This is a genomic window from Campylobacter concisus (assembly GCF_002092855.1).
Lineage (GTDB): Bacteria > Campylobacterota > Campylobacteria > Campylobacterales > Campylobacteraceae > Campylobacter_A > Campylobacter_A concisus_AI.
The window spans coordinates 428,196-448,608 of the sequence record NZ_LVLC01000012.1 but is presented as its reverse complement, the minus strand read 5'-3'; the positions used below and the strand labels follow the sequence as shown (position 1 = coordinate 448,608).

The following is a 20,413-nucleotide window of genomic DNA, read 5'->3' as shown; positions in this document are numbered from 1 at the left end:
TTTTACTCCTTACTTCTTGATTGCATTAGAAATTTTATAATTATTGTCCCTATTATAGCTTGAGCTAGGCTTGCTAGGATAAAAGATGAGTAAGAATAATCACTTATCTCACCTGATCTGTGTGCGATAGTAGCAACTGCTACTAGAAGTGTTAGCGGCATGGATTGTGAGAGAGAAAACAAAAATATCCCCTTAAATCCTAATTTTCCTGCAAATAACACACTTGAAAAAAACCTTGTGGCAAGCATCGCACAAAATATAAAAATAGCATCTTTTATCACTTCATTTGAGCTTAGGCTTGAGAGCTTAAAGGTTGAGCCTATGTGTATAAAAAATATCGGTACCAAAAAACCAAATCCAAAGCTTGAAAGCTTGTGCGGTAAGTCTTTTTTGTGATCAAAAAATGTCGCTATAAACATACCCGCGATAAACGCGCCAAAGGCAACTTCTAAATTCAAATAAAGCATAAGCGCAATCATCGAAAAAAACACCGCAATACTTAGTCTAATATCTTTTTCGTCCTTGTCGTAGTGTGGCATAAGGATCACTTTAAGCCCAGGATACCACCAAAAAAGCACATCTAAAATTTTAAAGCTAAGCACGCTGATAGCTAAAAATAAGATCAAATAGCCAATCGTTAGCCACAAATTTATACTAGCTCCAAACTGCAAATAGGCTGCTATAAATGTCAAAAGCGTAATGCTTATAAGCTCGCCAATAGTTGCAATAAGCATGCTTAAATTTAGCCATTTCACATCTCTGCCATACTCTTTAAATAGCGTAAATATCATGCCAACGGCCATTATCGGGATAATGATAATATAAAGCAAACTAAGATCAAGACTAAACGTAAGTGCAGTTGCTAGCGAGTAAATGAGCGCAAGATAGATAAGCCCCAGACGTAAAATTTTGCGGTCAATGTTTATAAGCATTCTAAGATCAATCTCCATGCCAGCTAGAAACATTAAAAAGAAAAAGCCAACTTCGCTAATTAGCTTAAACATCTCATTCTCGCCGACAAGTCCGATGTAGCTAGCCAGTGCTCCAAGTATTATCTCAGCAGGAGCGACAGGAATGCGTAAAATTTTAGAAATATAAGGCGAAGCAAAGACGATAAATGCCAAAACGACAAGAATACTAAGCTCGCTAGCTTGATGTAACTGCAAAAAGATCCTTAAAATAAAAATGTTTGATTGTATAAAAAGCTTTGTTATTTTTTGATTAAGCTAAGCGATTTTTGGGCAAAATGGCGACAAATTTTTAAAAATTTGGAGTGCAAATTTATGCGTAAATTTCTATTTTTTGTCTTGATATTTTTTGGAATTTTTAGCTTTGGGGATGAGCTAAGTTTGGTTCAAAGTTTTAAATTTGATGGAAGCGTTTTTTATAAGAAAAATACAGCCAAAGATGAGAGCTTTTACTTTTTAAAAAATGAAAATTTTGATGAACATTTTGTAGGCTTTAGAGTGAAATTTGACAAAAATATAAAAAGTGAAAGCATGCTTGTTGAGCTAAAAAGAAAGATAAAAGAGGCTAAAGAGGTGCTTTATAGCGAAGAAAATGATCAAATTTTAGCTCTCATAAAAGATGAAATAAGCAGTAAAAATATAGAAATAATCCACTTTTTACTTAGAAAAGATGGAGTTTTAATACTTTCATATGAGAGAATTTATGATCCAAAAACTCTGGTAGATGGGCTTAAGCCTGTACTTTTAAGTGAAACTAGAAATTTTATGCTTCAGATGCCAAAGGTAGAAGCTAGGTAGAAAGGTGGATGTGGTGGTATTTTGCACTGCATGCGATTAAAAACTACGACAAATTTTTATTTATCAAGTCAGATAAGCGTCAAGTAAATTTTAAAATTTCATGAACGAGTAATTTCGGCTCTGATTTTAGTGGCAAGCTTTGCGAGACCTAAAATCAGTAGTCAATTCTTGCGAGTGAATAGAATTTTAAAATTTTCGCGATAGTAAAATTCTATTTTTAAAAATACAGACTTTTTTATTTTTAGGTTTTTTTATTCAAAAGGGAAACAAGGGGACTCGAGTTACGAAGCCGTCCCCTTATCCCCCTTTTTAAATCCCCCAATCCCCTCGCACGTTCAAAGTGCATGCAATGGTGCTAAAGCACTGCATGCGATTAAGAAAATCTAGCAAAATTTAAACTCTATTAAATTTGCAAACTCTCATAAACTCTTGCCAAGCAAAATACCAAGATAGCTTGCAAGTAGGCAAAGGACAAGGTTTAAAAAGATATTTAAAAAGCCTTTTACCAGCTCGCCTTCTAGTAAAAATTTAACACTATCAAGGCTAAAGCTTGAAAATGTGGTAAAGCCGCCAAGTATGCCAACGACCAAGAAAACCCTCGCGCTTTGGCTTAAATTTAGGCAAAATAAAACGCCGATAATGAAGCTGCCAAGCACATTTACGCCAAGCGTGGCTAGGGGAAAGTGGCTAAATTTTAGCAGCTCCCCAGCTAAAAACCTACATCCAGCTCCGATAAAGCCTCCAAGCCCCGCAAAAAGTAAATTTACAAGCATTAGTGGCAGATACTTGCAAAGCTAAAACCGCGCTTTGTAAGCTCCTCGATGTCCTTGCTTGCCTTCTCGCCCTTTGCGGTGAGGTAGTCACCTATCACGATCGCGTCTGCGCCATTTTCGAAGATCTCATACTGTCTCTCGCCTAAAATTTTCTCTCTGCCACCAGCTATCATGACCCTAGTTTCTGGCAGTGCGCTTTTGGTCTCACGCACGATTTTTAGGGCCTCATCCGCGCTAAGAGGTGGCAGATCAAGCCTTAGTGCGTCACTTTTTATGAAAAAATTTATAGGAGACGAAAATGGCTCAAGCTCTTTTAAACTAGCTCTAAAGCTAACCCTGTCAGCCTCGCTCTCGCCAACGCCGTAAATGCCGCCAGTGCAAAGCATGAGCCCAGCCCTTTTTGCGTCTAAATTTGTCTGATATCGCTCGTCCCAAGAGTGCGTTGTGCAGATTTTTGGGAAATATTCGCGGCTAGTTTCTAGGTTGTGGTTGTAGCTAAAAACGCCAGCATTTTTAAGCTCACAAAGCTGCTCGTAAGTTGCCATACCGTTACATGCGATGAGCATCAAATTTGGCACTTCTTTGCTCACAGCTCTTGCTAAAGAAGCGATATAGTCGGTCTTTTTGTCATTTAGCTTAGCGCCACTTGTGACTAAGCAAAAGCCAAGAGCGTGGTTTTTATAAGCCATTTTGGCCTCGTCCACCACCTGCTGCACGCTTTTTTCTTTAAATTTCGTGATATCAGCGCCAGCTTTGGCACTTTGCGTGCAATAAGCGCAGTCCTCAGCGCAGTTTCCCTGCGTGACGGAGCATATCGCACAAAGCATAATTGTTTTCATTTTTATCCTTTTTTGGGGCGTATTATAGCTTTGATAGGTTTAAAATTTAAGTAGGGTGATTTATGAATTTGCAAAAATAGTTTGATGAAATGTATAAATTTATTTTTATACAAGGGGGGGCAAGGGGGCTTGAGTTACGGTTTGTTTGTAGCTGTGAGCTAACGAAGCAAAGCCGTCCCCTTATCCCCCTTTAAATCATCTAAGCCCTTCGCACGTTAGAAGTGCATGCGATAGCACTTTGCGCCGCATGAGTTCGTATATCTGGTAAGTGTCATATAAATTTTAAAATTTTATGAACAAGTAATTTTGGCTCTAAAATTTGAGCTAAGCTGCAAGCGAAACTAAAATTTAGTAGTCAACTCTTGCGAGTGAATGGAATTTAAAATTTGCTCTAAGATATAAATTTATTAAAAACTATGCGAAAAGCTTAAATTTTATGACATTACTTTTTCTTATAAAAAGGTAGTTTTTAAAATTAGTAGGGTCTGAGCTTGCCAAAAAGCCCAAAAAGTGAGTGCTACGATGTGAAGCTGCCCTCTAACTGAGTGTAGTTGGTGACGAGGTTTTTGCCCTTTATGCTGGCTAAGCTTAGCGGTGGTGTCAGGCATTTAAATTCCAAATTTATAAAAGCCAAATTTAGGCTCAAGGACTCAAATTTGGCTAGAATTTTTTAGTTTTCAGAGATAAGCGTCTTTTTTTTGCATTTTGTGCACTCTATAAATGTGCCTTTTTTAAGCTCTTTCTTGATCATATCGCCGCCACATTCGTCGCATTTTTGCTCAACTGGCTCGTAGTTTGAGATGAAGTCGCATTTTGGATAGTTGGCACATCCATAAAATTTACCGCGCCTGCTATATCTCTCGACGATCTCGCCGCCACATTTTGGACATGGTACGTCAAGCTTTTTAAGCTCACGTTTTGGTTTAGCTGCCGCAGTAGTGCTGGCCTCTGTGCTCTTTTCATTATCTTTTGCGATGTTTCTTGAGTATTTGCATTTTGGGAAATTTGAGCAAGCGATAAACTCGCCGTATCTGCCCTTTCTAAGCACTAGCTCGCTTCCACACTCTGGGCACTTCTCGCCGATTGGAGTAGCTGTTTTTAGGCTTTTTATGCCAGTTTTGCCAGCGCTTATTTTTTCCATAAATGGATAGTAAAAGTCGCTTAGCACCTTTTGCCAGTCAGCCTTATCAAGTGCGATCTCATCGAGCTTTTCTTCAAGATGTGAGGTAAATTCGCTATCGACGATGTTGCTAAAGTGCTCCTCCAAAACGCCTATCATGCTAAATGCAATCTCGTTTGGTATGAGCTGCTTTTTCTCGACCCTTACGTAGTCTCTTGAAGTTAGTAGTGTGATAGTCGGTGCGTAGGTACTTGGGCGGCCGATACCTAGGCTCTCTAACTTCTTAACAAGGCCAGCTTCTGAGTACCTAGCTGGTGGCTCGGTGAAATTTTGCGTGCTTTTTATGCTTTGCAAGCTCATCTCGTCGCCCTTTTTTAAATTTGGCAAAATTTTATCCTTATCAAGCTCGCCATAAACTTTGTAAAAGCCGTCAAATAGTACCTTTCTGCCGCTTATCTTAAACTCGCCTTTTTCGCTTGCGACATAGACATTTTGCGTTTGGCTCACACATGCGCTCATTTGGCAGGCTAAAAATCTATTGTAGATGAGCGTGTAGAGTTTGAGTGCATCTTTTTCTAAAAATTTAGCCGCGATTTGCGGTGTGAAGTTTAAATTTGTAGGGCGGATCGCTTCGTGGGCTTCTTGCGCGCCTTTTGAGCTTGTCGTGTAGCTTATCACTTTGGCTGGCAGATACTCTTTGCCGTAGTTTTGCAATATATGCTCTCTAGCGGCCGCGACAGCCTCTTTGGCTAAATTTAAGCTGTCCGTTCTCATGTAAGTGATCGCACCCATGAAACCCTCGTTTGTTTGCACGCCCTCATAGAGGCTTTGTGCGATCATCATCGTTTTTTTGGGGCTAAAGCCAAGGCGGTTGCTCGCACTTTGCTGAAGTGTTGAAGTCATAAATGGCGGACTTGGTTGGATCTTTCTATCCTTGCTCTCGATCTCACGGACACTAAATTTCTCATTTTGTAAATTTTCAATGATGTATTTTGCGCGGTCTGGATTTTGGATAGTGAGCTTTTCGATCTTTTGGTTTTCAAATTTAACCAGCTCAGCGTCTAGATCTTTTTTAAAAATGGTGTCGATAGTGTAGTACTCAACCGGCTTAAACGCTTGTATCTCACGCTCACGATCGACTATTATCTTTAGGGCCGCACTTTGCACACGTCCAGCGCTTAAGCCTTTTTGTATCTTTAAATTTAAAAGCGGGCTTAGCTTGTAGCCAACTATGCGGTCAAGCAAGCGCCTTGTTTGCTGGGCATTGACGCTATTCATATCGACGTGTCTTGGGCTTTTTAGAGCGTTTTGTATGGCACTTTTGGTGATCTCATGAAAGACGATGCGAGGCAGGCTGGTTGGCTCTTTGCCGATGGCGTTTGCGATGTGAAACGCGATCGCCTCACCCTCTCTATCCTCATCGGTCGCGAGATAAATTTCATCAGCACCCTTGGCGAGCTCTTTTATCTCTTTTACAATGGCAGAGTGATCACTGCTGACGCGGTATTCTGGGGTAAATTTATCATCTTCTATCTTGATACCAAAGCTCGTTTTTGGCAGGTCTCTGATGTGGCCCTTTGAGGCGATGACGTTGTAGCTTTTGTCTAGGAAATTTTTGATAGTCTTTGCTTTTGCGGGAGATTCCACGATGATTAAGCTTTTCATTATATATAGCCTTTAATTTTTTTGGCGTAATTGTAGCAAAAATAATTTTTAAAGTATCAAGGCATAAAAAATCAAATCCGTCTTCATTATTTTAAAAATTTTTTCATTCATGCCTATAAAGTTTTTAGAAAATTTCACGATATAGTTTTTGTGCGACAAGAAGTCGTAACTAAAAAATTAAAAGGATTTACAATGAGTTTTCGTATTAACACAAACGTAAACGCACTTAACACACACGCTAACGCAGTTAGCAACAACACTGACCTATCTAAGTCACTTAACAAACTTAGCTCAGGTCTTAGGATTCAAACAGCTGCAGACGATGCTTCAGGTCTATCTATTGCAGATAGCTTAAGAAGTCAAGCTTCAGCTTTAGGTCAAGCTATTGCAAACGGTAATGATGCTATTGGTATCATTCAAGTTGCCGATAAAGCTATGGACGAGCAGCTAAAAATTCTTGATACTATCAAGACAAAAGCTACTCAATCAGCTCAAGACGGCCAAACAACTCAATCACGCCAAGCATTGCAAGCTGATATCGTTCGTCTAATGGAAGAGCTTGACAATATCGGTAACACTACTTCATTTAACGGTCAGCAACTACTAAACGGAACATTCTCTAATAAAGAATTTCAAATAGGTGCTTACTCAAACCAAACTGTTAAAGCAAGTATTGGTGCGACTACGTCTGATAAGATCGGTCTTACACGTTTCGAGAGTTCAAAATTACTTACCAAGATGGATGTAGTAAATCTTAAATTCTTAAACGTTGATGGTGTAAACGATGTAGGCGTTACATCTGCTACTATATCAACAGGTATCGGTAAAGGTCTTGGTGCTCTAGCTGAGAACATCAACAAAGTTGCTGATAAAACTGGTGTTAGAGCTACAGCTGATGTTACTTGGAAAGCAAGTGCTGCTATTGCCGGTGGCGAAATCAAATCTTTAACAATCAACGGCGTTAAAATAGGTGACCTAGAAGTTAAAGCAAATGATGCAAACGGTGCGCTTGTAAATGCTATCAACTCTGTAAAAGATCAAACTGGTGTTGAAGCTTCTGTTGATGCTGAAACAGGCAAAATGGTATTAACAAGCCGTGATGGTCGTGCTATAGTTGCAACTGGTAAAGATATCTCAAAAGGTCTTGGCGGTAAAGGTGCAGCTGCTAAAGGTACATCTTTAACTGGATTCGTAGGTAGACTAAATCTAGTTCGTCTTGATGGTAGAGATATTAAACTAAATGGTGGTGGTGGCACTAAACTATCAGTAGCATTCTCTGCTAATGGTGGTGCTCAACAATCAGTATCATTAAGAGATATAAGAGGCCAAATAGATAAAACCCTAGCAACTGCTATGGGCTTCCAAAGAATGAGTGGAGCTTTATCAGTAGCTCAATCTGCTGGTGTTATGACACTTCGCGGTGCAATGGCTGTTATGAGTATCGCTGAGTCTGCTCAAAAAACACTTGATCAAGTTCGTTCAGACCTTGGTTCAGTTCAAAACCAACTTCAAGCTACAGTTAATAACATTACTGTAACTCAAGTTAACGTAAAATCAGCAGAGTCTCAAATCAGAGATGTTGATTTTGCTAGCGAGTCTGCTAACTTCTCAAAACATAACATCCTAGCTCAATCAGGTGCTTATGCTATGAGTCAAGCAAACAGCGTACAACAAAACGTAATGAAGCTACTACAATAGTAGGAGCTGAGTGAAGTTTCCTCGAAAACGTAATGAAGCTACTGCAATAGTTTCATTAAGGTTTTAGATAGAGGCTTTGTCGCAGTAACAAAGCCTTAAGAGTGTTAATGCTTTTACAATACGCAAACCCACGCCCCAGAGTTTAACTTTGGGGCTTTATCTACTAAAATAAATAGTAATGTATCTATTTTATCTTTGCTCTAGTGGTTTATAATGGGTTGTGTTATAAATTTATAATTGTGATAGAGGCTTACTAAAACTAGTAAGCCAAATAAAAATACTGTAAGTAAAATAATTCTACTTACAAATTAGCTTATATACTCAGTATAAAATTTTCTTTTGCTTTTCCTATATCGTTTTTAGTTATTAGTTTTCTCTTTTTTAGCTCAGCAACAAGTGCTTTTGAAGCTTTTTTAGTAACTTCGATGTCGGCATTTAGTCCGCCAGCTGCGGAGAACATCCAGTACTTGTGCATATTTACCCACATAAGAAGCTTGTTGGTTTTTTGGATTGTTGTGTCACTTGGTGCTACAGAAATTTTTGCAAGCTCAAGTTCTTGATAGTAGACTGAAATTTGCAATATATTATCTACATATTTTTGATAATTACGTTTTGCGATTACATCTTTTAGTTTATCTATCTTTTTTGTTATTTTAAGAAGCTCATCAAAGTGCTTTTTTTCTATTTTATTTTCTTTATTGAGCTCAAGCAATTTATCTATACTAGGCACTACTTCTAAAAAGACTTTTTCTATTTGTTGTTTGACTTCACTTTGAGCTTTTATTTTTGCAAGTATGACTTTATAAGCTTTTAAAAGATTTTTATTTACCGTCGTTTCACTATCTTTTTTTATATTAGGCAGTTTTTTAATCTCTTTATCTTTGCAAAGCTCATGCATTACTTCTAAAAACGGCTTTTCTATAGTGCCTTCTATTCTAGCACCACCTTCGGTACAGTTATATGATTTTATATTCTCTAGACTTGATTGGGCGATATCATTTTCAAACTGGTTTTTAAATAGAGTCCAAACATACGTTGTTTTAACCTCTCCCTCTCCGCCATAAGCTTTAACATATAAATTTTCATCCGCTTGCGCAAAGGCATGACCTTTTGCATGGCTCGCCCCATCTTTACCAAATGCTAGATCTTGTCCTATGAAAACGATATTTTTATGTCCTAAGACATAGGCTAGTTGATAGGCCATGTTTGCACAACTATGTCCTACGCCCAAATATCCATATCTTTTTAGACCAAACATATACTCCTCTTGTTGAGGTCTCATGGTTAGTACTAGTTTTCTTGGCAAGATATTTTTAATAGTTTGCTTGTGTGTAACTGAGGCAACGATAAAGTGTATATTGTCATCAATATTTGGATGTTTTTTTTCAAAAAAACTAGAAGTTGGTTCTATTCTTTCAATCGACATTACATAATCAGGCTTGATATCATGCCTTGCAAGGATTGGGTAAGAGGCATCAACGCTTATAATGCTAACATATGGAGCAAATTTCTTAAGTGTATTAAGCTGTTTATCTAGGCTTGGGCCAGTTGATACAATTATAGCCGTATCCATAAGACCATATCTTTTTTTAACAAGACTTGTGTAGCAGTAATTGCTAATCATTGGTACCAAATTTTCGCAATTTTGTCTTGTGCCTAATAAAAGATCGTCTATGCTATTGCCGTGAGCAACTACTATTTGAGAAAATGCTCTTGTAATCTCTTTGTTTATTCTTATGTAGTCTTCTTCAAATTGATCATAAAAAGGCATATGAATCATAAGATTATCATAGGTTTTTGCATATGAGTTTAGTTTTGCTTCTGTAACCAGATAATAAAAATGTGTATAGGTTGCAAATTTTGAATAAAAAAGTATTATTTGCCCACTTTCTAGTTCATTTGATAGATCAATGACATTTAAAACAAGATATATGATCTCGATCTCTGGCTCTATAACTACTATTTTTTGGTGCGTTTCATTTTTTGCTAATGCTTTATAGAGCACGCCATTGCCTAGTCCATAAAAAAATAGTATTGGATAACGTTTATAATCACTTTCTGTATCTTCAAGTAGCTTTAAAATGTCTGCTTCAGGATTTTCATAGATATATTTAAAAGTATGCTTGTTTATTAAATTTATATCAATGGGATCTTTCCCTATAAAAATTTCGTAGTCTTCATTGCCAGCAATAGACCAAAGCCTAGCCGCCAGAATTTCGTCTTGCTGAAATAGTGCTTGAAGATTTTTTTGAAAGATAGGATTTTGAGTATTCACTCCGTTATCTTTAGGCAGGTTAGTCTTTTTGTCAGGTAATTTATTGTTTTTACTATTCATATTAAATCCTCTTTTGTTACTCTTTCGCTAAATTTTATATCTCTTTTTACTGGCCTTCCGATCAGTTCTTTTAAAAATTTAGGATGCAGACCATATCCTGGGCGCACGCTCCTTATATTTTGCTCGCTAAAAATTTCACCTTTTTTTATATCCGCGCTTGCATAAAGTGAGCGTGAAAATCTCCTGTTTAAAACTGCTTTTTCATCTAGCTCGTAGTTTACTTTGCCTAAAAGCTCCTCGGCCTCTCTAACGCATTTTGTCATAAGAGCAAATTCGCTCTCATCAAGACTAAATGCGCTATCAACGCTCTTTACGCTTTTATCAAGTATAAAATGCTTTTCAATTATCCTAGCACCCAGGCTAACCGCCACTACTGGAGCTGTCACGCCTAAGGTATGATCTGAAAAGCCGACCTCAACGCCAAATTTCTCTCTCATGTCAGCTATCGTTTGTAAATTCATGCCATTTAGCGGTGCTGGGTAGCTTGAGGTGCATTTTAAAAGGGCGATGTCACTATTACCTGCATTTTTACAAATTTGTACCACGTCTCTTATCTCTTCTTCATAGGCTATGCCAGTTGAGATGATGATGGGCTTGCCTTTTTTCGCTACAAACTCTACAAAATCATAGTCCGTTACCTCAAAGCTTGCGATCTTATAAGCTGGTGGGTTAAACTGCTCTAAAAAGTTGGCGTCATCCTTGCAAAATGGACTTGAAAAGCAGACAAGCCCTTCCTCTTTTGCCACTTTAAAAAGCTCAGCATGCCACTCTCTTGGCGTTAATGCCTCTTGGTAAAGCTCGTAAAAATTTCTCCCATCCCAAAGTCCGCCCTTTATGACGAAGTCGTCTAGGCACGAATTTAGAGTCAAACTATCAGGTGTATATGTCTGAAGCTTTATCGCATCAGCTCCAGCACGTTTGGCTGCCTTTATTGTATCTACCGCCGTTTTTAGGCTACCGCTGTGATTAGCGGAGAGCTCTGCTATTATAAAGACCTTTTTGTCTGTATCAAAATTTCCTATTTTCATCCGTTAGTCCGTTTTATTTTTAAGCTCAAGGTAACTAAACTCGTCATCTTTTGCGTAGATACTAAAGCCAAAATTTTTATAAAGCGCGAGCGCTTTTTCGTTGTTATTATAAGCTTTTGCCTTTAGCGAGCCAACCTTTAATGTAAAAAATGCATACTCTTTTATGAGATCAAGCAGTTTTTTGCCCACTCCTTTTAGCTCCGGGTTTTTATAAACGCCAAATTCGCAACTTTCTTTCGTGATATCAACAAAGCTTATCACTCCGATAAATTCACTCTCGTCTTTTACTAAAAAATAAATCTTATCTTGAATGCTCTTTAATCTCTCTAAAAAAGCAAAATGCTCCGCTTTGCCAACGCTTTTGTTTTTCATAAATTTGGCTATACGCTCGTCGTTTCGCCACTTTAAGACCATCAGCTTTTGCTCATCGCTAAGTGAAGTAAAATTTATAAGCTCAAGCAAATTTCATCTCCCCAGTAAGCTTCATACCCATTTTCTTTTAGCCAAGCAAAGATCTCTTTTTGATTATCCGCTACGCAAATGGCTTTAAATTTAGCTCTCAAAACATAAGCTTCATTTACAAGCGAGCTTGCTGTTATGATGAGTATTTTGGCTTCATTCATCAGCCTTGCTACTTTTTTACTATCTACAAAAAGGCTAAAATTTTCGTTTTTACTAGATATCTCTTTTAGAGCGCTTAAGTTTTTATTTCCGCTAGTTGTTATGACGGCTGTTTTTAGTCCTTTTAAGAGCAGTTTTTCTGAAATTTTAGCACTTAGCCCTGAGATATCAGTGCCTCCAAGAATGATAGCATAGTCGTAAATTTTCTCCCTTTTTACCTGCGCTTCTTCATAAAACTCATCTCTAACTAGTAAAAATTCGCTTCCGCAAAAAACTTCGCTATCTTTTTCTACCAGTACCTCATATCTTGCCTTTTGCGCATATAAATTTACATTTAATATGTAGTCTGCAAAATGTTTTTCGTAAGTGTCATCAAATGATAAAATTTTAACGCCGGTTTTTTCTTTTATAGCTCTTTCGTCTTCAAAGCTAAAGCCGTAGTGGTCGATGATGAGAAGCTCAAATTTATCATCTTTTATAAGTTCACAAAGTTCATCTATCTCGCCACTACTTAAACTAAATTTAGGGTAGTTTATCTCATCAAAAATGTCACCATCTAGCCTCAAAGATGCAAATGAGATGTCGTTAAATTTTTTAGCAAGCAAAAGGTCTCGCCTGATGTGCCCATGCCCTATCTTGCTGCTACTATCAGTGCGCACGAGCGTTTTTAGCAAGAGGAGTCCTTTAAATTCTTTCAATCAGATCTTTCCATTATTTATCAAATAAAGCTTCTTAGCAAACTCAAAATCCTCTAGCGTGTCGATATCGCAGACTAAATTTCTTGGCAGCAAATATGCCTTTGAGTGTGGCGCAAACAAAGCACTGCACTCCAGCCAAGCCTCTTTTTTGCCAAAATAAAATGCCCCAGCGTCATGAAACGCAGGCTCAAGATCTTGCGAGCGTGTCTTTTCAAACTGAGGATAAAACATGCTAACGCTAGCGTTTTCATCAAGTTTTATCGCCCTTTGTATAGGAAAATCGAACGCAGTCGCTGAAAATAAAAATTTACACTCCTGCTTTTTAAACTCTCCTGCAGCCTCTTTTAAAATTTCAGCCGTTATGAGCGGTGCTGTGGCATAAAGGCAGCAGACATCACTAAAGCTAGAATTTACGCGCTTTATCGCGTCTTTTATCACGTCAGTGCTTGTCGCGTAGTCATCGCTTAGGCTCGCATCTCTAAAAAATGGCACGCTAGCTCCAAATTCTCTAGCCACATTTGCGATCATTTCATCATCGGTGCTTACGATCACTTCGCTAAAAACTTTAGAATTTAACGCAGCCTCGATGCTATATGCGATTAAGGGCTTGCCTAAAAAGTCTTTTATGTTTTTGCCAGGTATCCTCTTGCTGCCGCCTCTTGCTGGGATGATGCAGATCATTTTTTACTCGCTAAAGCTTTTTAGCACATCAAATAGCGTGCTAGCTACAAATTTAGCATCATCCACGCTCATGCCGTGATGGCATGGGATGCTAAGCTCGGCGCTATAAAATTTCTCCGCATTTGGCAGTGAAATTTCACCAAGTAGTGCTTTATAAAAGCTAAATTTATATGTTGGCTTGTAGTGCACCTGCACGCCAACACCTTTTTGCAAGAGTGCTTCAAAAATTTGCTCTTTTTTATCCCAAAGTTTCTCATCCAAAAGTACTGGATATAGGTGCCTTGAGCTAGTTGTATTTGCTGGGATATTTATGGTTTTAAAATATTCACACTCACTAAATTTCTCATCATAAAATTTAGCTATCTCATTTCTTTTAGCGATAAAGTCGTCCAGTCTTTTTAGCTGGCTAAGTCCCAAAGCGCAGGCTACGTCTGTGATCCTATAGTTATACCCAAGCAGGCTCATATCGCTATCCCAAAGCTTTGTTTTGGCGATACCGTGGCTTCTATAAAGTCTTGCAAGTCTTGCTAGCTCATCGTCGTTTGTAGCAAGTGCGCCGCCCTCAAGTGTGGTGATAGGCTTTACTGGATGAAAGCTAAATATGCTAATATCAGCCTTAACGCCCACTTTTATGCCGTTTTGCACGCTACCAAGAGCGTGAGAGGCGTCGTCTATCACTTTTATACCGTGCTTTTTGGCTAAATTTATGATCTTATCTAGCTCCACTGGGTTACCGCCGTAGTCGACCGCGGTTATCACCTTTGTCTTTGGTGTGATAAGAGCTGGAATTTTCTCTTCATCGATGTTGCCATTTGCTTTTACGTCGCAAAATTTAATCTGCGCTCCTGCCATCAAAGCCGCATTTGCAGTGGCTGCAAAGGTGATAGGCGTCGTGATCACTTCATCGCCAGCCTTTACGCCAAGGCTAAGATAGGCTACGTGAAGGGCAGAAGTGGCTGAGTTCATGACGATAACGTGCTTTACGCCAACATACTTTGCCAGCTCCTCTTCAAATTTACTAACCTTTTGGCCACCTGTTAAGATGTCGTCTCTTAGTGCATCTGCTACTACCTTGATATCTTCTTCTGTGATCTGCTGACGGCTGTAAGGGATCATTTAGCATCTCCTATCATCTCAAGAAGGCCTGCTCTATCGAGCCAAATTTTATTTGTATTTGAGCTATATTCAAAGTCCTCGCTCACTGGTTTGCCCTTTTGATGAAGAGCATTTGTTGAGAAGTCTTGCGCTGTTAAAAACTGGATAGACGGACTAATAACGTAGTAATCATCAAATTCGTATGTAAGATGCGCGTCGTCTCTTGAGATCATCATCTCATGCATCTTTTCGCCTGGGCGAATGCCTATGATCTTGACGCCAAGCTCTGGTGCAAGGGCTTTTGCAAGATCGACCATCGTCATAGATGGGATCTTTGGTATGAAAATTTCGCCGCCTTTCATCCTCTCAAAGTTTTTAAGGACGAAATTTACACCTTGTTCAAGCGTGATCCAAAACCTGGTCATCTTCTCATGCGTGATAGGAAGTTCTTTTTCACCTTGTGCGATCAGTTTTTTAAAGAGCGGCACGACTGATCCACGAGAGCCAACGACATTTCCATATCTTACGACGCTAAATCTTGTTTTTTTGTCTCCAACAATGTTATTTGCAGCGACAAAGAGTTTGTCACTTGCTAGCTTTGTAGCTCCATATAAATTTACAGGGTTGCACGCCTTGTCAGTTGAGAGTGCGATCACTTTGCTAACGCCACACTCCAAAGAGGCGTCGATGACGTTTTGAGCGCCATCTATGTTTGTTTTTATGCACTCCATTGGGTTATATTCTGCGATTGGTACGTGTTTCATCGCAGCTGCGTGAATGACGTAGTCTATACCACTCATCGCGGTTCTTAAGCGCTTATAGTCCCTCACATCGCCGATGAAAAAACGCATCGCTTTATCTTTAAAGACTTGAGCCATTTCGTATTGCTTTAGCTCGTCGCGTGAGTAGATAACTAGCCTTCTTGGATTGTATTTTTTTAACAAAATTTCGGTGTATTTTTTACCAAAACTTCCTGTTCCGCCGGTGATTAGTATTGATTTATCATTAAACATTATTGCGCCCTTTACTAACTATTTTTTGGGGTATAAATAGCTAAATCTAAATTGTATTTTATAAAAATTTAAGCAAAAGCTATGCCAAAATTTTAAAATTTATTAAAAATTTTTTTATCTTTCTAGATTCTATTTCGTCAAATTTTAATTAATGTTTAGAGGAAATTGTAAAAGTAGTATTTAAATTTAGCCTTTGCAAGGTCGCAAAGGCATGAAAATTACTTCAAAATTCTTGGTAGCGTGATACCTTCTTGGGCTTGGTATTTACCATTTTTGTCGGCATAAGTCACCTCACAAGGTTCGTCACCCTCGATAAATAGCACCTGTGCGATGCCTTCGTTCGCATAAATTTTTGCAGGAAGTGGCGTAGTATTTGAAATCTCTATCGTGATGTGCCCCTTAAATCCAGGCTCAAAAGGCGTGACGTTTACGATGATACCGCACCTTGCGTAGGTGCTTTTGCCAAGGCAGATCGCTAGCACGTTATCAGGCATGTTAAAGTACTCGATCGTGCGCGCTAGAGCGAATGAATTTGGCGGCACGATGCAGACATCGCCCTTAAAATCTACTACGTTTTTCTCGTCGAAATTTTTGGGATCAACCACGGTTCCGCCGATGTTTGTAAAAATTTTAAACTCATCACCAACGCGGATATCGTAGCCATAGCTAGAAACGCCGTAACTAACGACGCCACGACCCACTTGCTCCTCGGCAAATGGCACTATCATATTTTTCTCAACTGACATTTTTCTTATCCAAGAGTCTGACTTTAAACCCATTTTTGCTCCTTTTTTGGGCGATTATAACGATTTGCGTCTTTAAAGTAAATTTAATAAAGCGACTAAATTAGATGAAAATTAGTATAATTTTAACAGCAAAAATTAATAAAGGACAAAAATGCAAGAGAAAAATTCAGAAATTTTTACTGGCGAGCGTGCGATGTTTGGGGCAAAAAGTGTAAATTTTACAAACTGTATCTTTGAAGATGGCGAATCGCCGCTAAAGCACAGCTCAAATTTAAAGCTAAATGAGTGCGTTTTTGCCTACAAATACCCACTTTGGTATGCAAATGATATCACGCTAAATGGCGGATACTTGGAGCCTCTAGCAAGGGCTGGCATGTGGTACAGTACAAATTTAAGTTTCAAAGACGCGCTCATCAACGCTCCAAAAAGCTTTAGAAAAAGCTCACAAATTTCATTAGAAAATATAAATTTTTCAGATGCTAGTGAAACACTTTGGGGATGCGCGGATGTGAAGATAAAAAATGTTTTTGCAAAAGGCGATTACTTCGGGGCAAATAGCGAGAATTTAGAGATCGATGGGCTAAATTTAGACGGAAACTACTGCTTTGATGGTTGTAAAAATATCCATATCACAAACTCAAAGCTCATTTCAAAAGATGCATTTTGGAACTGCGAAAACGTGACCGCACAAAACTGTCTAATCTCAGGCGAATATCTGGCTTGGAACTCAAAAAATGTGACGCTTATAAACTGCACGATAAAGAGTTTACAAGCCCTTTGTTACGTGGAAAATTTGATTGTAAAAGATTGCATTTTTATGGATACAAGTCTTGCGTTTGAGTATTCAAATGTTGATGTGAGCATAAACGGAGCAATAAAAAGCATAAAAAATCCAAAAAGTGGCGTAATAATGGCAGCAAAGATAGATGAGATCATCATCGATGAAAATTTAGTTGATACTAAAGGCATTAAGATAATTATTACTGAAAAATAACTTAGCAAAAAAGAGTAACTTTGAGTTCTCGTTTTTGCTTCATAAAAAAATTTTTTATCTAATTTTCGCTACAATTAGACGCTTATATAAAAATTTAGGAGAAATTTCTATGAAAAAAGAAGATATAAAAGAGCTTATCGAATTTTTTAATGATATGGAGATGAATCATATCAAGATAAAAAGCGGTGATTTTGAAGTAGAGCTTGAGAAATTTGCAGATTATTGTGCACCTGCTAAACCAGTAGCACAAGCAGCAGCTCCAGCACCAACACCCGTAAATGTAGTCGTTAGCTCAGAGGTAAAACCAGCATCAAATACGCCAAAAGATAGCATAAAATCTCCTATGGTAGGTACTTTCTACGCTGCTCCAAGCCCAGGTGCGGCCCCATTCGTAAAAGTAGGTCAAAGAGTAAGAAAGGGCGATGTAGTCGGTATTATTGAGGCTATGAAGATTATGAACGAGATCGAGGCTGAGTTTGACTGCCAGATCACTGAGATGCTAGTCTCTGACGGACAGCCAGTTGAGTTTGGATTGCCGTTATTTGGCGTGGAGAAAAATTAATGGAATTAAAAAGAATTTTAATCGCAAACCGCGGCGAGATCGCTCTTCGTGCTTTGCGAACGATAAAGGAGATGGGCAAAGAAGCCGTTGTAGTCTATTCAACCGCTGATAAAGACGCACTTTACGTAAAATATGCTGATGTGGCTATTTGCATCGGTAAAGAGCGCTCAAGTGATAGCTATCTAAATATCCCAGCTATTATAAGTGCGGCTGAGATTAGCGAAGCAGACGCTATTTTCCCTGGATATGGCTTTTTAAGTGAAAATCAAAATTTCGTAGAAATTTGCTCGCATCATAAGATCAAATTTATAGGACCAAGTGTTGCTGCGATGGCTTTGATGAGCGATAAGAGCAAGGCAAAGCAGGTTATGCAAAGAGCTGGTGTACCAGTCATACCTGGCTCAGACGGCGCTGTGGCTGACACAAAAGCAGCAAAAGAGCTAGCTAAAAAAATAGGCTATCCAGTCATACTAAAAGCTGCAGCAGGCGGCGGCGGACGCGGTATGCGTGTAGTTGAACGTGAAGAGGATTTAGAAAAAGCATTTTGGTCTGCTGAAAGTGAAGCTATGAGCGCATTTGGCGACGGAACAATGTATATGGAAAAATATATCCTAAACCCACGCCACATCGAAGTTCAAGTCATCGGTGATAGCCATGGCAATGTGCTTCACATCGGCGAGCGCGACTGTTCTATGCAGCGTCGCCACCAAAAGCTGATCGAAGAAAGCCCAGCTATTTTACTTGATGAAAAAACAAGAGAGAGACTTCACGAAACAGCCATAAAAGCGGCAAAAGCGATCGGTTACGAGGGAGCTGGTACGTTTGAGTTTTTAGTTGATAAAAATTTGGACTTTTACTTCATCGAGATGAACACTAGGCTTCAAGTTGAGCACACAGTGAGTGAGATGGTAAGCGGTCTTGATATCATCGAGCTTATGATAAAAGTAGCTGAGGGCGAGGCACTACCAGCGCAAGAGAGTATTGAGCTAAAAGGCCATGCGATCGAGTGTAGAATAACAGCCGAGGATCCAAATACCTTTACTCCGTGTCCTGGCAAGATCACAAAATATGTCTGCCCAGGTGGCCGCAATGTAAGAATGGATAGCCATATCTATCAAGACTACTCTATACCGCCGTATTACGATAGCATGATCGGCAAACTCGTAGTTTGGGACACCGACAGAAATAGGGCGATCCATAAGATGAAAGTAGCTCTTGATCAGCTCATAATAAATGGCATAAAAACAACAAAAGATTTTCACATCGCCATGATGGAAAATAAAGACTTTTTAAGCAATAACTACGATACAAATTATCTTTCAAGACACTAAAATTTTTAAGTCAGGATTTGCAAAAAGCAGATCTTGGCTTAAATATTAAAATTTTTTAAGTTTATCTTAGGGGAAGCATGGTAAACAAAACCAAAGATCAAAATACAAAATTTTTCTCAAATGCCGATCTTGCAAAGCTATTTTTCCCTATTGCGGTTGAGCAGTTTTTAGAGTATAGCTTAGGGCTTGCAAACTCGCTAATGGCAGCAAGTGTTAGTGAAAGCGCTGTAAGTGCGATTAGTCTTGTGGAATTTGTCATGGCGCTATTTATTAGCATTTTTACAGCTATCGCTACTGGCGGCTCAGTGGTTGCTAGCCAGTATCTAGGCAATAAACAAAGTGGCAATGCCAAAATCACAGCAAATCAGCTCGTCTGGTTTAGTTTTATCTTTGCCCTTTTTATCGCAGCGGTCATCATAGTTTTAAAAGATATTATCCTAGATTATGTCTTTGGCGATATTAAAGAGCAAGTAAGGCATGATGCTAGCCACTATCTTGTTTTCTCGGCCATTTCTGCACCATTTTTGGCTGTCTATGCAGCAGCTGCGGCGATCTTTCGCACGATGTCAAACGCAAAGCTACCTATGTATATTATGGCGGCTGCAAATTTATTAAACGTACTTCTAACTGCCATTAGTATTTATACATTTCATACTGGTGTTTTAGGTATCGCCATCAGTACGCTTATAGCCAAGATGCTTGCTTGCTTTGTCATAGTCTATTTGCTTCTTGATATAAGGCTAAAACTTCACATAAGAAAGAGCTTTATCTATAAATTTGACTACGAGATCATCAAGAAAATTTTAAATATCGGAGTGCCTTATGGTTTTGAAAATTCGATGTTTTACGTGGGTCGCATCATCGTTTTGAGCCTTGTTTCACTCTTTGGTACGGCAAGTATCGCTGCAAATGCCGTGGGAGGGACGATCGTGATGTTTCAAGTGCTCCCTGGCATGGCGATAGGCACAGGACTTAGTGTAGTCATCTCAAGGTGCGTTGGCGCAAACGACTTTGCTCAGGCTAAATTTTACGTAAGAAAGTCGATGATAAGCATCTATATTGTCCAGCTTTTTAGCACAACAGTAATTTTGCTTTTACTTGAGCCATTGCTTCTTGTTTATAATCTCTCAAGCGAAGCCATAAATTTAACAAGACAGATCGTCTGGTATCACGGTATCGCTATGTGCCTTATTTGGCCACTTGCCTATACGTATCCGACTGTTTTTCGTGCTGCTGGGGATGCTAAATATCCGATGATTGTAAATTTAATTTGTATGTTTGCTTGTAGAGTCATCTTGGCCTATATCTTTGCGCTCACATTTGATCTTGGCATGATAGGTACTTGGTTTGCAATGTTTGCTGACTGGGCTGTAAAGGCGGTGCTTTTTACGATTAGATACCTAAAAGGCACATGGATGAAATTTAAAGCTATTTAAAAAGAAATTTAG

At 38.8% G+C, this 20,413-nt stretch carries 18 protein-coding genes; 6 read left to right on the top strand and 12 right to left on the bottom strand.

Going from position 1 to position 20,413, the window contains the following annotated elements:
- Nucleotides 1–2: 2 nt before the first annotated feature.
- Nucleotides 3–1,166 carry a cation:proton antiporter gene (locus tag A3223_RS06485; RefSeq protein ID WP_084109618.1) on the bottom strand — a complete coding sequence of 388 codons (1,164 nt, stop codon included), beginning with the start codon at nt 1,164–1,166 and terminating at the stop codon, nt 3–5.
- A 117-nt stretch (nt 1,167–1,283) separates the two neighbouring features.
- Here A3223_RS06485 and A3223_RS06480 point away from each other — a divergent pair, with 117 nt between their 5' ends.
- Entirely contained in the window at nt 1,284–1,766 is a 483-nt protein-coding gene (locus A3223_RS06480; protein WP_084109668.1) for a hypothetical protein, read from the top strand.
- Between the two features lie 419 nt (nt 1,767–2,185).
- Here A3223_RS06480 and crcB read toward each other — a convergent pair whose 3' ends face one another.
- From crcB to topA, 3 genes are all read right to left on the bottom strand, one after another.
- On the bottom strand, nt 2,186–2,539 hold the full coding sequence (crcB, locus tag A3223_RS06475; protein ID WP_084109617.1) for a fluoride efflux transporter CrcB: 354 nt from the start codon (nt 2,537–2,539) through the stop codon (nt 2,186–2,188).
- Complete coding sequence (locus tag A3223_RS06470; RefSeq protein ID WP_257639267.1) at nt 2,539–3,384, bottom strand: biotin synthase; 846 nt, start codon at nt 3,382–3,384, stop codon at nt 2,539–2,541. Before A3223_RS06470 ends, crcB begins: the two co-directional genes overlap by 1 nt.
- 664 nt (nt 3,385–4,048) lie before the next feature.
- The gene (gene topA / locus A3223_RS06465; RefSeq protein WP_180378709.1) at nt 4,049–6,166 is read right to left on the bottom strand and encodes a type I DNA topoisomerase; all 2,118 of its coding nucleotides are present in this window, start codon (nt 6,164–6,166) and stop codon (nt 4,049–4,051) included.
- A 189-nt stretch (nt 6,167–6,355) separates the two neighbouring features.
- Between topA and A3223_RS06460 the strand changes: the two genes are divergently transcribed.
- On the top strand, nt 6,356–7,861 hold the full coding sequence (locus tag A3223_RS06460; RefSeq protein ID WP_084109614.1) for a flagellin B: 1,506 nt from the start codon (nt 6,356–6,358) through the stop codon (nt 7,859–7,861).
- Nucleotides 7,862–8,174: 313 nt separating this feature from the next.
- On the opposite strand, the gene A3223_RS06455 is transcribed toward A3223_RS06460, so the two are convergent.
- The 8 genes from A3223_RS06455 to dcd all read right to left on the bottom strand — a co-directional run bounded on the left by A3223_RS06455 (nt 8,175) and on the right by dcd (nt 16,111).
- On the bottom strand, nt 8,175–10,196 hold the full coding sequence (locus A3223_RS06455; protein WP_084109613.1) for a motility associated factor glycosyltransferase family protein: 2,022 nt from the start codon (nt 10,194–10,196) through the stop codon (nt 8,175–8,177).
- Nucleotides 10,193–11,224 (bottom strand): pseudaminic acid synthase, encoded by a 1,032-nt coding sequence (pseI, locus tag A3223_RS06450; RefSeq protein ID WP_084109612.1) that lies wholly within the window; start codon nt 11,222–11,224, stop codon nt 10,193–10,195. Before pseI ends, A3223_RS06455 begins: the two co-directional genes overlap by 4 nt.
- Before the next feature lie 3 nt (nt 11,225–11,227).
- Complete coding sequence (gene pseH / locus A3223_RS06445; protein ID WP_084109611.1) at nt 11,228–11,686, bottom strand: UDP-4-amino-4,6-dideoxy-N-acetyl-beta-L-altrosamine N-acetyltransferase; 459 nt, start codon at nt 11,684–11,686, stop codon at nt 11,228–11,230.
- Nucleotides 11,671–12,543, bottom strand: a complete 873-nt coding sequence (pseG, locus tag A3223_RS06440) for a UDP-2,4-diacetamido-2,4,6-trideoxy-beta-L-altropyranose hydrolase (protein WP_084109610.1) — start codon at nt 12,541–12,543, stop codon at nt 11,671–11,673. The genes pseH and pseG overlap by 16 nt, the downstream gene beginning before the upstream one ends.
- Nucleotides 12,544–13,224: a pseudaminic acid cytidylyltransferase gene (gene pseF / locus A3223_RS06435; protein ID WP_084109609.1), complete on the bottom strand. Its 681-nt coding sequence runs from the start codon at nt 13,222–13,224 to the stop codon at nt 12,544–12,546.
- 3 nt (nt 13,225–13,227) lie between these two features.
- Nucleotides 13,228–14,340 (bottom strand): UDP-4-amino-4,6-dideoxy-N-acetyl-beta-L-altrosamine transaminase, encoded by a 1,113-nt coding sequence (gene pseC, locus A3223_RS06430; RefSeq protein WP_084109608.1) that lies wholly within the window; start codon nt 14,338–14,340, stop codon nt 13,228–13,230.
- On the bottom strand, nt 14,337–15,332 hold the full coding sequence (gene pseB, locus A3223_RS06425; RefSeq protein WP_084109607.1) for a UDP-N-acetylglucosamine 4,6-dehydratase (inverting): 996 nt from the start codon (nt 15,330–15,332) through the stop codon (nt 14,337–14,339). The genes pseC and pseB overlap by 4 nt, the downstream gene beginning before the upstream one ends.
- 218 nt (nt 15,333–15,550) lie before the next feature.
- Complete coding sequence (gene dcd, locus A3223_RS06420; protein ID WP_021091674.1) at nt 15,551–16,111, bottom strand: dCTP deaminase; 561 nt, start codon at nt 16,109–16,111, stop codon at nt 15,551–15,553.
- 118 nt (nt 16,112–16,229) lie between these two features.
- Between dcd and A3223_RS06415 the strand changes: the two genes are divergently transcribed.
- The 4 genes from A3223_RS06415 (at nt 16,230) to A3223_RS06400 (ending at nt 20,401) form a co-directional block, all read left to right on the top strand.
- Nucleotides 16,230–17,072 (top strand): DUF3737 family protein, encoded by an 843-nt coding sequence (locus tag A3223_RS06415; RefSeq protein WP_084109606.1) that lies wholly within the window; start codon nt 16,230–16,232, stop codon nt 17,070–17,072.
- A gap of 109 nt (nt 17,073–17,181) precedes the next feature.
- Nucleotides 17,182–17,634 carry an acetyl-CoA carboxylase biotin carboxyl carrier protein gene (gene accB / locus A3223_RS06410; protein ID WP_084109605.1) on the top strand — a complete coding sequence of 151 codons (453 nt, stop codon included), beginning with the start codon at nt 17,182–17,184 and terminating at the stop codon, nt 17,632–17,634.
- Complete coding sequence (locus tag A3223_RS06405; RefSeq protein ID WP_084109604.1) at nt 17,634–18,965, top strand: acetyl-CoA carboxylase biotin carboxylase subunit; 1,332 nt, start codon at nt 17,634–17,636, stop codon at nt 18,963–18,965. Before accB ends, A3223_RS06405 begins: the two co-directional genes overlap by 1 nt.
- A 77-nt stretch (nt 18,966–19,042) precedes the next feature.
- A complete protein-coding gene (locus tag A3223_RS06400; protein WP_084109603.1) occupies nt 19,043–20,401 on the top strand; it encodes an MATE family efflux transporter in 1,359 nt (452 codons plus the stop codon).
- Nucleotides 20,402–20,413: the final 12 nt, after the last annotated feature.

What these genes read in the sequence shown, in the direction of transcription:
- pseF (WP_084109609.1), bottom strand. Translation starts at nt 13,224, where the DNA reads ATGATCTGCATCATCCCAGCAAGAGGCGGCAGCAAGAGGATACCTGGC.
- A3223_RS06400 (WP_084109603.1), top strand. Translation starts at nt 19,043, where the DNA reads ATGGTAAACAAAACCAAAGATCAAAATACAAAATTTTTCTCAAATGCC.
- A3223_RS06480 (WP_084109668.1), top strand. Translation starts at nt 1,284, where the DNA reads ATGCGTAAATTTCTATTTTTTGTCTTGATATTTTTTGGAATTTTTAGC.
- dcd (WP_021091674.1), bottom strand. Translation starts at nt 16,111, where the DNA reads ATGGGTTTAAAGTCAGACTCTTGGATAAGAAAAATGTCAGTTGAGAAA.
- pseC (WP_084109608.1), bottom strand. Translation starts at nt 14,340, where the DNA reads ATGATCCCTTACAGCCGTCAGCAGATCACAGAAGAAGATATCAAGGTA.
- crcB (WP_084109617.1), bottom strand. Translation starts at nt 2,539, where the DNA reads ATGCTTGTAAATTTACTTTTTGCGGGGCTTGGAGGCTTTATCGGAGCT.
- pseB (WP_084109607.1), bottom strand. Translation starts at nt 15,332, where the DNA reads ATGTTTAATGATAAATCAATACTAATCACCGGCGGAACAGGAAGTTTT.
- pseI (WP_084109612.1), bottom strand. Translation starts at nt 11,224, where the DNA reads ATGAAAATAGGAAATTTTGATACAGACAAAAAGGTCTTTATAATAGCA.
- A3223_RS06405 (WP_084109604.1), top strand. Translation starts at nt 17,634, where the DNA reads ATGGAATTAAAAAGAATTTTAATCGCAAACCGCGGCGAGATCGCTCTT.
- accB (WP_084109605.1), top strand. Translation starts at nt 17,182, where the DNA reads ATGAAAAAAGAAGATATAAAAGAGCTTATCGAATTTTTTAATGATATG.
- A3223_RS06460 (WP_084109614.1), top strand. Translation starts at nt 6,356, where the DNA reads ATGAGTTTTCGTATTAACACAAACGTAAACGCACTTAACACACACGCT.
- A3223_RS06415 (WP_084109606.1), top strand. Translation starts at nt 16,230, where the DNA reads ATGCAAGAGAAAAATTCAGAAATTTTTACTGGCGAGCGTGCGATGTTT.
- A3223_RS06455 (WP_084109613.1), bottom strand. Translation starts at nt 10,196, where the DNA reads ATGAATAGTAAAAACAATAAATTACCTGACAAAAAGACTAACCTGCCT.